Origin of the sequence: uncultured Victivallis sp. (assembly GCA_944389935.1) — a bacterium.
GTDB lineage: Bacteria > Verrucomicrobiota > Lentisphaeria > Victivallales > Victivallaceae > Victivallis.
This window is the reverse complement of record CALXOE010000020.1, coordinates 37,124-53,788: the sequence shown is the minus strand read 5'-3', so window position 1 is coordinate 53,788 and position 16,665 is coordinate 37,124. Positions and strand designations below refer to the sequence as shown.

Annotated in this window: 10 protein-coding genes and 1 tRNA gene; 5 read left to right on the top strand and 6 right to left on the bottom strand. The window is 58.0% G+C overall.

What is annotated here, in order from left to right; genetic code table 11:
* Positions 1 to 572: 572 nt before the first annotated feature.
* The 3 genes from Q0J85_RS07910 to Q0J85_RS07900 form a co-directional block, all read right to left on the bottom strand.
* Positions 573 to 1,223: an inovirus-type Gp2 protein gene (locus Q0J85_RS07910; RefSeq protein WP_294480047.1), complete on the bottom strand. Its 651-nt coding sequence runs from the start codon at positions 1,221 to 1,223 to the stop codon at positions 573 to 575.
* 607 nt (positions 1,224 to 1,830) lie between these two features.
* Positions 1,831 to 1,906 (bottom strand) — tRNA-Arg (locus Q0J85_RS07905).
* Positions 1,907 to 2,008: 102 nt separating this feature from the next.
* Positions 2,009 to 4,198 carry an alpha-galactosidase gene (locus Q0J85_RS07900; protein ID WP_294480042.1) on the bottom strand — a complete coding sequence of 730 codons (2,190 nt, stop codon included), beginning with the start codon at positions 4,196 to 4,198 and terminating at the stop codon, positions 2,009 to 2,011.
* A 220-nt stretch (positions 4,199 to 4,418) separates the two neighbouring features.
* On the opposite strand from Q0J85_RS07900, the gene Q0J85_RS07895 reads away from it, so the two are divergent.
* Genes Q0J85_RS07895 through Q0J85_RS07885 form a run of 3 tightly spaced genes read left to right on the top strand, consistent with a single transcriptional unit; the run spans position 4,419 to position 9,223 of the window.
* The gene (locus Q0J85_RS07895) at positions 4,419 to 7,391 is read left to right on the top strand and encodes an AIR synthase-related protein (protein ID WP_294480040.1); all 2,973 of its coding nucleotides are present in this window, start codon (positions 4,419 to 4,421) and stop codon (positions 7,389 to 7,391) included.
* 25 nt (positions 7,392 to 7,416) lie between these two features.
* On the top strand, positions 7,417 to 8,223 hold the full coding sequence (locus Q0J85_RS07890) for an RNA polymerase sigma factor RpoD/SigA (protein WP_294480036.1): 807 nt from the start codon (positions 7,417 to 7,419) through the stop codon (positions 8,221 to 8,223).
* A gap of 4 nt (positions 8,224 to 8,227) precedes the next feature.
* On the top strand, positions 8,228 to 9,223 hold the full coding sequence (locus Q0J85_RS07885; protein WP_294480035.1) for a tRNA-dihydrouridine synthase: 996 nt from the start codon (positions 8,228 to 8,230) through the stop codon (positions 9,221 to 9,223).
* 13 nt (positions 9,224 to 9,236) lie between these two features.
* Here Q0J85_RS07885 and Q0J85_RS07880 read toward each other — a convergent pair whose 3' ends face one another.
* Entirely contained in the window at positions 9,237 to 9,986 is a 750-nt protein-coding gene (locus Q0J85_RS07880) for a hypothetical protein (protein WP_294480033.1), read from the bottom strand.
* Positions 9,983 to 10,456, bottom strand: coding sequence for a TrmH family RNA methyltransferase (locus Q0J85_RS07875; RefSeq protein WP_294480030.1), 474 nt, complete (start codon positions 10,454 to 10,456; stop codon positions 9,983 to 9,985). The genes Q0J85_RS07880 and Q0J85_RS07875 overlap by 4 nt, the downstream gene beginning before the upstream one ends.
* A gap of 137 nt (positions 10,457 to 10,593) precedes the next feature.
* Between Q0J85_RS07875 and lpxA the strand changes: the two genes are divergently transcribed.
* Together lpxA and gpmI are read left to right on the top strand one after the other, a co-directional pair.
* Complete coding sequence (gene lpxA, locus Q0J85_RS07870) at positions 10,594 to 11,394, top strand: acyl-ACP--UDP-N-acetylglucosamine O-acyltransferase (protein WP_294480029.1); 801 nt, start codon at positions 10,594 to 10,596, stop codon at positions 11,392 to 11,394.
* Between the two features lie 22 nt (positions 11,395 to 11,416).
* Positions 11,417 to 13,069 (top strand): 2,3-bisphosphoglycerate-independent phosphoglycerate mutase, encoded by a 1,653-nt coding sequence (gene gpmI / locus Q0J85_RS07865; protein ID WP_294480027.1) that lies wholly within the window; start codon positions 11,417 to 11,419, stop codon positions 13,067 to 13,069.
* 108 nt (positions 13,070 to 13,177) lie between these two features.
* Here gpmI and Q0J85_RS07860 read toward each other — a convergent pair whose 3' ends face one another.
* Positions 13,178 to 16,639, bottom strand: a complete 3,462-nt coding sequence (locus Q0J85_RS07860; RefSeq protein WP_294480024.1) for a beta-galactosidase trimerization domain-containing protein — start codon at positions 16,637 to 16,639, stop codon at positions 13,178 to 13,180.
* Positions 16,640 to 16,665 lie beyond the last annotated feature (26 nt).

Sequence of the window (16,665 nt, the reverse complement as noted above, 5' to 3'; positions counted from 1 at the left end):
GCCATGCGGTGAAGACGCACCTGAACTCCATCCAACGACCAGTTGGGAAAATCCCGGTAAAACTCTTTCTGCAGTTCAGCACTCTTCCGCCCCCTGACCTCCCACTCCCCGAAGCCGAAAAGGTCAAGAGAACAGGTTGCAAAACCGCGCTGTGCCAGATTGAATTCTTACAATGACTGCCAAGTCGGACAGGTTGTACAGTCGAATAACTTAGGATTGCAGTTGTTGGTTCCTGGGGCGGAGTGGTTAAAATTCGTTGTCTGACACTTTACTCATTCTGCAATAGCGGGCATAAAAAAGAGCCTTTTTAGATTCTGATACTACAGCTGAGAAACTTCATCGGATATGTGAGTCCGAAAAGAATGCCTGGTCAACACATTAATCCATTCGTCTGGGGGGAACTCGGAGAAGGGGCAGAGTTCCAGGAGTTCCGGGTGTCGGGAGAGGATGCGTGCTCACTGGGGCGGAGATAACGGTTCGGAGAGGTGTTCCGTGTCCGGAGTGAATGCTGCACAGTTCCATTCCAGATCAAGGAAGACATTCAGTTCTTGTTCGGTCATAGCGATTTCCTTTCATTGGTTCTTTTGAATGCGGGACGAGAATAGTTCCCGCTGATGTTTGGGGGAGGCGTCTTTCTGGTTGACCTTGGCAAGGTAGCTGCAACGTCGGAAACACTGATCGTATTTGCGTTCATATTCGGGATCATCCTTTCGGAGCATGACACCGTTTCCCTGCGGTTGACCTTGCCGGTTCCTCATACAATCGTCAATCAGACCGTAGCTGATTGGCTGTCCTGCATCATCGTATTTCGGAGGCAGATCCAGCGTCTTCTCCCATAGCCGTTCCGCTGTCTGGATATGGTCGTGGATATTTTGCGTCTTGTGTCCGTTCATCATCAAAGCAACGTGATAGTGCTGATGTTTCTCCCGGGCACACTCCCGGACTGCAATATACGCCGGGTCATATCCTGCCCTTTTACGGTTCTTGATGAAGCTCTCCTGAAACTGGCTGAAGAGTTCGTTGTCATTCGGATAATCGTAGCCTTGCGGGAATCTGATATCAAACCGCATAAAGAAAGTTTTGCTGTGACGGTTGCTCATGTCGGTCATCAGTTGATCGATCTTCTGCAATATCGATTCTTTACATCCAAGCTGTTTAGCTTTATCGGTCATGATAGGATGCCCGTGATACTGCTCCTCGTAGGTGATTTTTTCGTTTCTCATGTTACTGTCTTTCTCTTGCTTACGGTTTATTCTGTTTCCTTTCTGCAGGAATAAGCCTCCGGTGATGTCTGAAGCCCTCACCGGAGGCTTATATAGGTACTACCAATTTACCTGTTTTTGATAACGCGAAACATGCCTGCTGGCGCGGGGACTTTTGATGCGTGATCTCCTGCACAGCGCAGTTGGTACTTTGACCGGATTATTCCCCCGCATAAGATGACGGAGATAAATAAATGATATGTGCAAGCATAATTTCACACAGAACAGCGGAATCTCAGAGCGAGGGGGGCGAACTCACAACGAAACAGAATCATCTCATTCAACGGCTTCGCTGATTTTCATCCTGTTTATGCAGGGAGTTGGATATTTGAGAAGTAAGTTTTTACCGGGTTGTGCTGGTCTGGGTTCAAGGTCTGTTTTATGCAATTTCAAAGTTCAACTTGGAATCTGCATAGAGCACAAAAGATTGAGGTCTGAAAAGGAAATAAAAAAATGTGGCAAAAATGTGGCAATTTCTGCAATGAATACAGCAAAAATCAGCTTGATTCAGGATGAGGCAGAGAAGTTGGTTTTGTGTTGCTTCTTGCTTGAAATCAGGGAGTTAAAATGGTAGCCCGGGCGGGAATCGAACCCACGGCCAACTGCTTAGAAGGCAGCTGCTCTATCCTCTGAGCTACCGGGCCGGCTTGTTTCTGTCCTATAAAATATCCGCAGTTTGCTCGTTTTTCAAGGGGAAACACGGGAAATCAAGGCGCTTTCCTGCATTTCCCGTGCCTCACCCCTTGTCAGATGCGAACAAAATGGAAGAGTTCTCCTGCTCCGTCACGCTCATAGCGCGGTACGTTCAAACCGGCATTCATCAGCATCTCTCCCGTGTAGCAGACGCCGCTCTTCTCCTCTTTGTAAACCCCCGCCGGATCAAGTCCGCACAACCGCACCCGGAACAGCTGACCATTCGGCACGTTCCGCGGCTGAACCATCGTCACCAAAGCTTCTGAACCGTCTTTCGCAGCATGTTCCCAGATCACCACCACCGTCCCGGGATTGAACGGATCCGTCAGACGGTAAAGATCCCCCTGCGCCACCAGATGATTGTATTTGTGGTACGCCGCAACCTGTTTCCGGATCTCCGCACGCTCCTCGTCGTTCATCTTATTGAGGTCAAGTTCATAGCCGAACGTCCCCGACAATGCAACATAACCCCGCGTCGCAAACGGATTGATCCGCCCCGTCTGATGATTCGGGCAATCCGAAATGTGCGCACCCATCGTCGAGCAGGGGTAGACCAGGCTCGTCCCATACTGGATCTTCAGACGTTCGATCGCATCCGTGTCGTCGCTGGTCCAGATCTGCGGAACGTAGTAGAGCATCCCCGCGTCAAAGCGACCGCCACCACCGGAACAACCCTCGATCAGAAGTTTCGGATACCGTTTCAACAGCCGCTCATGCAGCTCGTACATCCCAAGCACATAACGGTGTGAGACCTCTTTTTGCCGGTCCGCAGGCATCACCGCCGAACCGACCTCGGTAAGATGACGGTTCGCATCCCATTTGATGTATTCGATGTTCGCACTGTCCAGCACCTTGCAGATCGTCTCATACAGATAATCGACCACTTCCGGACGCGACATGTCCAGCACCAACTGGTTTCGCCCCTCCGACGCACCGCGGCCGGGCACGTGCAGACACCAGTCCGGATGGGCACGGAAAAGCTCACTCTCGCGCGAGATCATCTCCGGCTCGAACCAGAGTCCGAACTTGAGCCCGAGTTGATTGACCTCTTTCACCAGTTTGCCGAGCCCGCCATCGAGTTTCTCCTCGTTGACGAACCAGTCTCCGAGGCTCGAGCGGTCGTCATTGCGCCTGCCGAACCAGCCGTCGTCGAGGACGAGCATCTCAATGCCCAGATCAGCCGCGTCCCTCGCGATCGAGAGCAGCTTTTTCGCATCGAAATCAAAGTAGGTCGCTTCCCAGTTGTTGACGAGAATCGGACGTTTCAGATCTTTCCAGTAGCTGCGGATCAGGTGATTCCGGAACATGTCGTGGAATGTCCGGCTCATCCCGCCGATCCCGTCCCGGGAATAGACGAGAAGCACTTCCGGCGCCGTGAAACTTTCTCCCGGCGCGAGCGTCCACTCGAATGTGCGCTCGTTGATGCCGATCTGGGCGCGAAGCTGGTTGAACTGATCGAGTTCGATCTCCGCAGCGAAATTCCCGCTGTAAAGCAGCGCCGCGCCGAAGATTTCGCCGTTCCTTTCAGTCGTTTCCGGCGTCGCCAGCGCGAAAAACGGGTTCTGCTGGTGACTCGAAAGTCCGCGCACGGATTCGAGTACGGTCCGCGAATGGTTCACCGGATGGCGTTCCACCGAGCGTTCACGCGCCCAGGCCCCGGGCAGGTGAATCAGGTCGAGCAGGCCGTCTGCGAAATCAAGTGCGGCGCTCGCGATTTTCTCCAGATGCACCGTCTCGGCGGAATGATTCACTACCTGCACGGAGCGGGCGATGGCGTTGTATTTCCGGAACGCACTGTAACGCAGCAGAATTTCCACATCACTCGCTTCGTCGTAAAGCGAGAGTTCCAGCGTATCGACATCATCGTCGCTGCCGAACGTCGCCGGCAGTCCGGGAAGCGCCGGTTTCCCTTTCCGAATCTGATGGGAGCGGTATTTGAAATCCGTAACCGTGTGCCCGTTCCCCTGGCGGACAATGATGGAGGGCGCGTGGAAGTCGCCGACCCCGTTTGTGCCGAACTCCTGGAGGATCACATCGCGTGACTCCGGGGCGGTCGTACCCGGCGCGGCCGGTGAAAAAGCCCGTTCCATCGGACGGTAAAGATATGCGAATGCGTCGGATGCAACTTCCGGACCATAATAAAGATGAGCCACATATCCGTTCGGTTCGATCATGAACGCATAGGTGGAGGCTCCTGCGTCGAGCTTGAACACTTTGTTCGTTTCGTTGAATGAAATCGCCATTCCCGGTATTCCCCGATATTTTGATTGCCAGATAAAAAGATTATTCCGGTTAATATACTCCTGATATTCGGAGATTTCAAGCGTTTTCGGACCGATGTCCGGAGCGCATGCGGAATTTTGTGGAATGTGGAAAAAGTCACGGATTCTGATTTGTATCCGGACGAGTTCGGGTGTAAATTACCCTTTGACAGGAATGGTATTGCATGGAAAGGCCTGGCTGATGAATTACAGAATCGAAATTTCGCCGCTGCCGCAGTGGCGCGACGCCCGTGGCGAGGGCGTTAAGAAACAGATTGAAAAGTTTTACGGCTTCCCCGTGGAGCAGGTTCGCACGCGCGACGTGTACACGGTCGTGGCGGATATCACCGAGAAAGAGGCGCAGAAGGTCGCCGCGTTGCTTTACAATCCGGTGCTGCAGGGGTGGCGGGTCACCGCGGCCAAATCCGAGAATTTCCAGGAGCTGCCCGAGTGTGACTTCCTGGTTGCGGTCGGTTTCCGGCCGGGTGTGACCGATAATGTCGGCCGTTCCGCGAAGTCGGCGGTCGGCGACATTCTCGGCCGCAAACTCGGGGAAAACGAAGTCGTGTTCAGTTCGACCGAATACCTTTTCTACGGTCGCGATCTGACCCGGGAACAGGCGCAGGCGATCGCATCGAAACTGCTTGCAAATGAACTGATCCAGACGGTTTGCGTTCTCTCCGGCGAAGAGGTCTCCGACGGGATTCCGATGAATCTGCCGTTCGTGACCGGCGTCGATAACGTGAAAGTGCGCGAATACGATCTCGAAGTTCCCGACGAGAAGCTCATGGAAATCAGCCGTCATGGAATTCTCGCCTTGTCGCTGGAGGAGATGAAAGCGATCCAGAACTATTTCCGCAATGCGAAGAACCGCGAGGCCTACGGTCTCGGACGCAATCCGACCGACGTTGAACTCGAGGTCATCGCCCAGACCTGGAGCGAACACTGCAAGCACAAGATCTTCGCCGCGAAAGTCGACTACACCGATGCCGAAACCGGCGAGAAGCGCGAAATCACCTCCTGCTATAAGACTTTCATCCAGAAGAGTACAAAGGAAATCGGCGAGAAAGTCGATTATCTCGTTTCGGTCTTCAAGGACAATGCCGGCGTCATCACTTTCAACGACAAGGTCGATCTCGTCTACAAGGTCGAGACCCACAACAGTCCGTCGGCGCTCGATCCCTACGGCGGGGCGATGACCGGAATCGTCGGCGTGAACCGTGACCCGCTCGGGACGGGGCAGGGGGCAGATCTCCTGATCAACGTCTGGGGGTATTGCCTCGGTTCGCCGTTTACCGACGACAAGGATGTTCCGGAGGGACTGCTGCATCCGCGGCGGTTGCGCGACGGGGTGCACAAGGGCGTGATCGACGGCGGCAATCAGTCCGGAATCCCTTATGGGAACGGGTTTGAATATTTCGATGCGCGTTATATCGGCAAGCCGCTGGTCTACTGCGGCACGGTCGGTACTCTGCCGAAGAGCATCAACGGTGTGCCGGGTTGGACGAAGCGGATCGAACCGGGCGACCTCATCGTCATGGGCGGCGGACGGATCGGCAAGGACGGCATCCACGGCGCGACGTTTTCGAGCGAGGAGCTGCACAAGGACAGCCCCGTTCAGGCCGTTCAGATCGGTGATCCGATCACGCAGAAGAAGCTCAGTGACTTTATCCGCGAGGCGCGCGATCGCGGCCTCTACCGGTTCATCACCGACAACGGCGCCGGCGGGCTCTCTTCGAGCGTCGGCGAGATGGCCGAGCACTGCAACGGCTGCCGCATGGATCTGGCGAAAGCACCGGTCAAATACGCAGGGCTTCAGCCGTGGGAGATTCTGGTCTCGGAAGCGCAGGAGCGCATGAGCTTCGCGGTTCCGCCCGAGAAGATCGAGGAGTTTAAAACCCTTGCGGCGGAACGTGATGTGGAGGTTTCGGTCCTCGGAGAGTTCACCAATGACGGCAAGTTTCACATCCTGTACGACGGTAAGACCGTCTGTCTGCTCGATCTCGAGTTCATGCACGACGGGCTGCCGCAGATGCATCTGAAAGCGGTGTGGAAAGCGCCGCACTTTGAGGAGCCGTCGATCTCCTGCCGCGACTGTGCTGCGGATCTGGTCGCGATGATGGGGCGGCTGAACATCTGCTCCGATGAATACAAGGCCCGCCAGTACGACCACGAGGTCAAGGGGTTGAGTGTGGTCAAGCCGTTTATCGGCAAATGTCGCGACGTGCAGGGCGATGCGACCGTCACGATGATCGAACCGCTTTCGACGGAGGGCGTGATTCTTTCGTCGGCGCTGCTGCCGCGCTACAGCGATATCGACACTTACCACATGGCGGCGTCGGAGATCGACCTCGGCATCCGCCGCGTGATCGCGGTCGGCGGCAAGCTCGACAAGATCGCCTGCCTCGACAACTTCTGCTGGCCCGATCCGGTGCAGAGCGAAAAGACGCCGGACGGCGAATACAAACTCGCGCAGCTCGTCCGCGCGAACGAAGCGCTGGCGGATTACACGAAGGCATTTCTCGTGCCGTGCATCTCGGGCAAGGATTCGATGAAGAACGACAGCACGCGCGGCGGGCGCAAGATTTCGATTCCTCCGTCGCTGCTCTTCAGCATGATTTCCAAGATGGACGATATCCGCAAGTCGGTTACGCCTGACGCCAAACAGGCCGGGGATCTTGTTTACGTGATCGGCCGGACATTGCCGGAGCTCGGCGGAAGTGAATATTTTGCAATGCTCGGCGCGCTCGGCAACCAGGTGCCGAAAGTGGATGCGGAGCGGGCGAAAGCGATCTACCGGGCGGTTTCGGCGGCGACCGATGCGGAACTTGTGCAGTCGCTCACGACGCCCGCACTCGGCGGATTGGGCGTGGCGTTTGCGCGAGTTGCGATGGCGGGGCGTCTCGGACTCGAGATCGATCTCGACGCGATTCCGGCAGAGGGCTGCAGCGATGTCGAAATCCTTTTCTCGGAGTCGAACAGCCGGTTTGTCGCGACGGTGCGTCCGTCCGATCGGGCGGCCTTCGAGGAGAAGCTCAAGGGCATTCCGTTCGCCTGCGTCGGAACGGTGACGGAGCAGCCGGAGTTGACTTTCCGGTCGAAAGCCGGCGGCGAAAAGCATATTGCACTGGAAGCGTTGCTGAACGCATATAAGGGCACGCTCGACCAGATCTGAAAAATTCTTAACTGCGAGGTCGGAAGTGGAGGAGGAGAATACCGGCACAACCCGGCAGAGCGAGAAAGAACGCATTGACGCGCAGAGCCAGTCTGCGTCCCCGGAGACGCAGACCGAAGAAGAGCGCGTCAATGCCCTGATTGAGCAGAATCTGCGGCTTGTACAGAAGATCGCGAATGATTTTCTGGGGCGCGGACTCTCCTGGGACGATCTTGTCTCGGAGGGGAATCGTGGTCTCATCACCGCCGCCCGGAAGTTCGACCCCTCGCGTGGAGCGCGGTTCAGTACGTACAGCGCCTGGTGGATCAAACAGGCGATCCGGCAGGCGATCGCCGAACAGGTCAGCACGGTGCGCGTTCCGATCGGCACGCAGATCAACTGGCGGCGGATCCGCAAGGTGACCCGTGAACTCGCTGACAAGCTCGGGCGCGAACCGACCGACGAAGAGGTCGCAGACGCGGCAAAACTGCCGGTCGCGACGATTCAGCGGCTGCGCAGCTCGAATCAGGTGGAGGTTCACTCGCTCAATGCGCCGGTTTCGAGCGATGAGAGCGATGGCGGGGAATTCATGGAATTCGTTCATGATGAAACCGCTCCGGGGCCGGATCAGGAGTTGATCAACCTTGAGGACATCGAACAGCTTCTGGCGCTGCTCGAGACGCTGCCCGAGCGCGAGCGCCAGGTGCTGCGTCTGCGGTTCGGCCTCGATGGCGAGCCGGTGCGTACGCTCGAAGAGGTCGGTGCAATCATCGGCTGTACGAATGAACGGGTTCGTCAGATTCAGAATCAGGCGCTGCGCAAACTCCAGCAGCAGATCGTCAAGATGAAGTAGCCAGATGAGTTTCCAGTTTCCGTATCCGGAGAATGCACTTGTGCTTGCTCCGCTTTCAGGTTATACTGACCTTGCCTATCGCCGCGCTGCGCGCAGCTGCGGCTGTCGTTACGCATTCACGGAGATGGTCGATGCGGCCTCTCTGGCCTACGCCCGCAAGCGGTCGGAGTCGATGCTGCGCCGTGGAGAGGATGAGTCTTTTCTCGGGGTTCAGCTCGTCGGAGCGAATCTCGAGCATCTGAAGATCGCGCTTGATGTGCTGAATGAATACTCCTTTGATATTCTGGACTTCAACCTCGGCTGTCCGGTTCCGAAAGTTGCGAAGAAAGGTGCCGGCGCGGAACTGGGGAGGCATATCGACCGGGCGCTCGAATGTTTTGCCCTGTTCCGGGAACGGTCGCGCCACCGGCTCTCCGCGAAGATCCGGATCGTTGATGCGGCAGATCCGGCGCCGACGCTCGAACTTGCGAAAGGGCTTGCCCGGCTCGGAGCGGAGGCGATAACGATTCACGGGAGAGTCAAGGAGGCGTTTTATTCCGGCCCTGTCGCGTTCGATCAGATCCGGCTTGTGCGCGAGGCGCTGCCCGGAGTTCAGATCATTGCGAACGGCGGTGTGACCGGGCGGGTGAGTTATGACGAGATCCGGCACGAAACCGGCTGCGGCGCAGTGATGCTTGCGCGCGGCGCGATGGGGAATCCGTGGCTCTTCCGGGAACTTGCGGAGGGGGAGGGGTATTCTCCCCCGACCATCGCACAGTGGAGCGAACTCGTCCGGAATCACATTTATGGAATGATCGAACTTTACGGTGAAGAATCCGCGATGCGGATCGCGCGGAAAATCCTGCACGACTACGTTCGTGGACGCGGGTTCCGCGGGGAGTTCCGGGCGCAGATTTCGTTTCTCTGCACGAAAACCGAATTCGACGCATTTCTCGCGGCGGCGCCGCAGGAACTTGTGCACCATCCCGATGGAGATCGTGCGCTCGCGGACGGTGCGTAAAGCTTTTGACGCTTCAGAAGAGCCAGCCGGACGGGCGCGGCTGCGGACTCGGATGGCGGAGCGCGCGGCAGGCGGGGCACATGAAGTTCTCAAGTCCATAGACCTCGGCACACTCCCCGGACTGACGGAACGTGACGAGCTCTCCCTCGGAGACGAGCGGCCGCTCGGGAGCGTTGTCGGCGATGAGGATTCCGGGACCGCGGACGACTTCAATCTCGATGACCGAGGAGGAGTCCAGCACAAGGTGGCTCACCTCTTCGGTCGAATTGCTGAACGCCAGCCCGATTCCGACCCGGAAGATGCTGTGGGTGATGCTCTTGTAATAGGCGGTGCTGCCGTGGACGCTCGCGATTCCGACTCCGTCGCCGACGACCTCGTTCGCATAGAGTTCGCGGTTGATGCGGACACGGTAGCGCAGCGCGCTCGACCGGTCGTGGTTGTGCAGAAACACGTCGTTGAGCGCACTCAGCGTGATGTCCCTGACCGTGCCGCACACTTTCGGCATGCGGGTGAGCTGCGTCGTGCCGGCGCGGAACGCATCGAGCTGGATTCCGCACTCGTGTTCGGGGCAGAGCGGCGCGGTGCGCGCGTCGCGGATCGGCAGCAGCGGCAGCTTCGGGTAGGCGCGGGCGGCTCCGAGCAGAGCCCCGTCTCCGCCGTGGGCCACAACCAGTTCCGGCGCGGCGGCGTCTTCGACGAATCCGCGGGCCGCGAGCATCGGGCGGATATCCTCGAGATTTTTGCCGACGAGAATGATCTTCATGGTTTTCGAACTCCGTATTGGGTGACCGCCACGACCGCGTAGAGGATGGCGGCGGCGGCGTTTCCGACGTTGATGGAGGCTTTCTGCCCGAGCATCGGCAGCCCGATGAGACCGTCAACCTCCGCGAGAGCCTCGGGCGAGACTCCGAGCGCCTCGTTGCCGAAGACCACCGCGAGCGGGAATTCATAATTTTTCTCCCAGGCGAATACGCTTTCCGGGCCCGGTTCGGCCGCGAGGATCATCCGGTAGCCCTCGCTGCGCAGCATGCGGATGGCCGATGCGGCATCCGGCATGGTGCGGCAGGGGACGGTGAGATCGGTACCCATCGCGGTTTTCGCGAGTTTCGGATGCGGCGGCGCGGGGGTGTACCCGCAGGCGACGATCTCCGCTCCGAGCGCTTCGGCGATGCGGAATATGTTGCCGGTGTTGTGCGCGCTGCGCAGCCGGTCGAGTATCAGACAGAGTTTCATTCAAACAAACAATCCCTTTCCTGTTAAAATACGCTCTTTTCCCGGGTTTTGCAAGCGCCGGGATTTGATAGTCGGCGGATTTGATGGTATATTAGGCAAACTTACACGAATCCAGAAACAGCGAGGTATAGAGTATCATGGCGAAAATCCATCCCTCTGCAATCGTCGCCGACGGAGCGACGCTCGAAGACGGCGTCGAAGTCGGTCCATTCTGCTATGTCGGTCCGAATGTGAAGATCGGTGCGGGTACCCGTCTGATCGGTCACTGCAATATCGACGGTTACACGACCCTCGGGCGCGAAAACGTCATTCATCCGTTTGCATCGCTCGGGCAGCCGGCGCAGGATCACTCGGTCGTGCCGGGCGAGGCGACCTACCTGAACATCGGCGACGGGAACATCTTCCGCGAAGGCTGCACGATCCATACCGGAACGAAGCCCGGCAGCGAGACCCGGATCGGCAACCACAACATGTTCATGAATGCGACTCATGTCGCCCATAACTGCATCGTCGGGAACAACGTCATCTACGTCGGCTACGCCGGGACCGCCGGATACTGCCAGGTGTTCGACAACGCGCTGATCTCGGGATTGGTCGGCATTCATCAGTTCTGCCGGGTCGGCCGCTACGCGATCATCTCGGGAGGATCGGTCTTCTCCAAGGACGTGCCGCCGTTCATGATGGCGGAGGGGCGCAACGGGGGCGTCAAGATGATCAACAAGGTCGGGCTGCAGCGTGCGGGATTCTCGACCGAGACGATTTCGATCATCAAGCAGATTTTCCGCATCTACTACCGCAGCGGGCTCATTCCGGCGAATGCGCTCGAGAAGATCCGGACGGAACTGCCGCAGATTCCGGAAGTTCAGGAATTCATCCATTTTTGTGAAACCAGCAAGAGAGGTGTCATCTCGGCTCAGGTCGAAGGTCACCGCAGCTAACTGATTTGAGGAGTTTGTCATTATGTTGGAAGCATTGAAGAAGAATCCGAAATTCACACCGCGCCGCGGTCCCGTGGTGCTCTGTATTCTCGATGGCGTCGGTTTCGGCAAGTATGCCGACGGAGACGCCGTGAAACTCGCGCGCACTCCGGTGCTCGACGGTCTGATGGCGAGCTGCCCGACCACGAAACTCAAGGCGCACGGAACGGCGGTCGGCATGCCCTCCGACGCCGATATGGGCAACAGTGAAGTCGGGCACAATGCGATCGGCTGCGGCCGCGTTTTTTCGCAGGGTGCGAAGCTGGTTGAAGAGGCGGTCACGTCGAAGAAGCTGTTTGCAGGCGACGTCTGGAAGAAACTCGTCGACAATGTGAAGTCGCACGATTCGACGCTGCATTTTCTCGGGCTTTTCTCGGACGGCAACGTCCACAGCAACATCAATCACCTGAAAGCGATGGTTGAAGAGGCGAAGAAAGCGGGCGTGAAACATGTCCGGATTCATGCGCTGCTCGACGGTCGCGACGTTCCCGAGACCTCCGCGCTCGACTACATCGATCCGTTCGAGGAGTTTCTTGCGGGGCTGAACGACGGGAGTTTCGATGCGCGGATCGCCTCCGGCGGCGGGCGTATGGTCATTACGATGGACCGTTACGGAGCGAACTGGGATATGGTTCGCAAGGGATGGGAGATCCACGTGCACGGCAACGGCGAGATGTTCAAGAGCGCGCATGAAGCGGTCGAGGAACTGCGCAAACGCACGGGTGCGATCGACCAGGATCTGCCGCCGTTCGTGATTTCCGATGATGGAAAGACGCCGGTCGGGGCGATGCACGATCACGACTCGGTGATCTTCTTCAACTTCCGCGGCGACCGGGCGCTTGAGATCACGAAGGCGTTCGAAGCCGATGAACTCGCTGAGTTCGACCGCGGTGTGCGTCCGGACGTGATGTACGCGGGTATGATGGAGTACGACGGCGACCTGCATGCGCCGAAGCTCTACCTTGTGAATCCGCCTGAGATCGACCGGACGATGGACGAATATCTCTGTGCGACCGGGGTTTCGCAGCTTGCGGTCAGTGAGACGCAGAAGTTCGGTCACGTGACCTACTTCTTCAACGGCAACCGTTCCGGGAAGTTCAGCGAGACGCTCGACGATTACGAGGAGATTCGTTCCGACATCGTCCCGTTCGAGCAGCGTCCGTGGATGAAGTGTGCGCAGATCACCGACCGGGTTGTTGAGGCGATCGGCAGCGGCAAATACGGCATGATCCGGCTGAACTTCCCGAACGGCGACATGGTCGGACATACGGGGAATATGGAGGCGGTCATCGTTGCGATGGAGTCGCTCGATCTCTGTCTCGCGCGGATCCGGGAGGCGATTGCAGAGGCCGGCGGCGTGCTGGTCATCAGCGCCGACCACGGCAACGCCGACGACATGCTCGAGCATGACAAGAAAGGCAACGTGAAGCTCGACAAGAACGGCGTTCCGGCGCGCAAGACGAGCCATTCGCTGAATCCGGTTCCGTGCATCGTCTACGATCCGGAGTCGAAAGGAGAGTACAAGCCGGAGCTGCGCGAGGGGCTTGGAATCAGTTCGCTTGCGGCGACCTGCATTGAGTTGCTCGGTTACGAGGCGCCGGAGGGGTATGACCCGAGCGTGCTGGTTTTCAAATAACCGTTGAGGCTGTTTTGATTCAGAAGCCGTTCCGTTTCCTGCGGGACGGCTTTTTCATATTCTGATGGAAAAAAAGCCCCGGCGGTGAGGCCGGGGCGTGCGTGTTCTTTACCGTTCTGCGGTGATGGCGATGATGACCGGAACTGCATCAGCAGCGGCGGATACCGCTTTGATCGACCGGACCGGTTTTTCCGGGTGTGGATTTTTCCAGCTTGTCACGTAGGCGCCGATTTTGACGCCGTTCGGCTTGGCGGTTTCCGCGACGATGCTGCCGTTGGAAATCGGCGTGTTGCCGACCCAGTCGTTGCATTCGCTGCCGCCATTGACCGGAAATGTTTCTGTGGTTCCATCATTATAGGTGATGCGGTATTCGAACTGTCTGCCCTTCTGTCCTCCCCAGGCGGCGGTGTGGAGGAAGTAAAGATTCTTCACGAGGCCGCCGACTTTGATGTCCGCTGATTCCTGCGGGAAATATTTGACGGTTCCTGCGAGGACGATGCAGCTTTTTCCGTCGTTTCCGGCGGGGTCGATCACCTGAAACGGAACGCCCGCAAATGTCTGCTTCCCAGTCGGGAATTCACGGAAATCCATCGCCCCCTGATCGGTCCAGCCGCCTTTGCGGTCTCCTGCCGCATCATCGCGGAATCCCATGTTTGCCGTGTCGGAAAGATCGAGCGGAACACAGGAGCGGGGATTGGCCGGGTATGGCTTGCGGGCCGCGAGAAAGGCGGCTTTTTCGGCGGCTTCGACTTCGGTGAGTTCCCGGTCGAGTTTCGCATTTTCGGCGTCAAGGAACTGTTTTGCGTCGGCGGCGAGTTTACGGACGGCTTCGGCGGTGAGCGGTGCATTCGTCGCCTCCGCGAACGGTTGGGTCGAGACGGCGATGAGCACGCGTTCCTGGGAGGGAATCGCGACCGGGAGTCCGGCGGCAAGTTCAGAGGCGCTCCACTCCAGCTTGCCGGAGGGGGCGGGCATCGGCGCCATGCGCACCATGTCAGTTACGTAAATCCGGTTTCCGGAGAGACGGGCCGGATGGAACTGGACGGTCCCCGCCGTGCGCGAATCCCAGTTGCAGAAGAAGTAGAGATCGGTCCCGGGGCGGCGGATGACCCGCGCTTCGAGTTCGGAGAGCAGTTTTTCATCGGAGGAGGTGACTCGGAAAGGCGCACGGTAACCCGCGTCGTCGAGGGCGGCATTCAGCCTTTTCGCCTGTTCATCCGAGGGGATTCCGGCCGGAATGGTCCGGACGTTTTTTCCGGAAAGTTTCGAATTTTTGAGTTCGCGGCCGTAGGGATCGAATTTCATCGAGCCTTCCCCGACGAGGACGATGCCGCCGTTTTTCGCGAATTCGCGCAGTTTCTCCGGCGTTTCGGCGAACGTATGCGACGGATACGGCACGGCGATGACCTTGAAGGAACCGGGGCCGCGCTCGATGAGCTCCTGCTCCGTGATGACCGCGACCGGGAGCTGGCGGCGCAGGAACGCATCGTACCAGTGGAAGCAGTTCTGCTGGTACGGGAATTTCTGATTCCCGCTCACGGCGTGCGGCTGCCGCCAGACCGACGGCAGAGAGTAGAGAATGCCGATCTCCTGCGTGACGCGGGGATAGGGCAGGGCGATTTCGGCGAGCCGTCCGATCTCGGTTTCGAAATCCTTGAATCCCTTCAGAGACTCGAACGGATAAGCGTAGGGATTCAGCAGTGCCGGGGGAACGATTTTGGTGGTTTTGCGGGCGTCTTCGAGCGTTTTCCAGCCGTTGTTGCGGTAGCCCTGCCACCAGCAGTAGACCTGCGAACCGGAGAAGTTGTGGAACACCTCGAACCAGAAGAGCGTCGGGAAATCGCTGCGCCGGGTCGGCACGATGCCGAGTTTGCCGTGCGTGCGCTTGACATAGGCCTCCTGATTCAGGATCGGCTTGTCGCCGGCGAAACTGCGCGCAAGGTCGTTGACGAACATGACTTTGATCTTCGAGTTGTTCATCACGTCGTCGAGATAGCTTTTGCCGCTTTCGGCGAAGAGGCCGAACGGCATGCCCCCTTCGGTGCCGAAGAGGTCGGCGGCTTTCATGAGTTTGTAATAATCGATGCCGTTCTGTTCATACCAGACCGAAGCAACTGCGATTTCGATGTCGAAGTAGACGTTGCTGCGGCGCGGGTCGACGCTCTGAATCGCGGCTTTGCCGTCGTTGAATACTTCGACGAAACGGTCGCCGAGGAACATCATCCAGTCGGCCTTCATCGCCTTGCCGCTCCATGGTGTCAGGTCGACGACGGCTTCGAATGAGGCGGGTGTTTCGTCTCCCCAGACGGCGCGGAGATGGTCGAGCGTGCCGTACTTTTTCCGAAGCCACTCTCCGAAGAGCTTCCGGTTTTCGAAGTGTTTGGAGTGGTACCACTGCACTTCGTTGAAGAGTTCGTAAACCCAGGGATTCGAGTTGCCGTAGTTGAGCCAATATTCGGCACCGCCCCTGAAGTAGGTGTTGTAGATCGCTCTGCCGAGCGGAACTTCCGGCACGTAGGGCATGAATCCGCCGTCATGAAGAAATTCAGCGGGAAATCCTGCCTTCCGGAGTCTTTCCCGCTGTGTCGGCATCGTGGAGAGATGCAGCCCCGAGTAATCGACCACGAGTGGTATTCCGGCTACCCGTTTCCGGTGCCGCGCCCGCTCGCTCCAATGTTGCGGGTAGCCGAGCCCGAACAGCTGGTCGGCCTGTTCCGGAGTGAGTTTCAACTCCTCCAGATACGGATCTGCCGCCTGCCGGGCCGAGGTCGGGACGTGCAGAGAGTTGAAGCCCATCTTCTTTGCGGTCTCGCGGCTCATGAGATCCGTGAACACGTCGTTTGGGGCGAACGGCGGCTCGGCGTTGAATTTGCCGAACTCCCAGAAGTTCTGGGAGTCGTTGACGCCGAGCATGAAGGTGGGTTTCCCGTCGACGTAAAAGGTTCCGTTCCGGATCTCGGGCCGCGTGAAACGGTCGACGACCGGCGGCTTCGGTTCCACCGGAGCTTCCAGCTGTGTGACCGTGAGATTGCGGATCTGCAGATTCGAGTTCCATTCGCCGCCGAGAGCGATCGAACCATAGACCTGAGCGGGTGCTTCGTACGTGCCGATTTCCACCCCGTTGATGCGGCAGATCACCTTGCGCCCGAGAACGTCGACTTCGATCGCGAGCGGAGACTTGGCGTCGACTTTCTGTGCGTAGTTGAATTCCGCGGCGGTTTCGCCTTTGGCCGTGATGAACTTGAGCGTTCCGGGGTAGGGGGGCGAAAAGACCAGCTTCACGAATTCGGGATAGCGCCATCCCACATAAAGCTGAAGACGCGAACCCGTCGGCCGGGTCACATTCAGGGTGACCCGGTAGTTTTTCCAGTTCTTCCCGTTGAGATAGAGAACCGGATTGCTCTTTTCGGAGCGGATCGTAAGCGCGTTGTCCGCAACGGAGAATGTTCCGCCGCTTCCATGCCAGTCAGCGCCGAGTTGATTCCCCGCGAAGTTGTCGGTGAAAAGTTCCGCCGCCATGACGGAGAGCGCGAATGCGCCGAACAGCAGAGTGGATATCATTTTTTTCATATTCGCACCATCGTTTTGTGGATTTC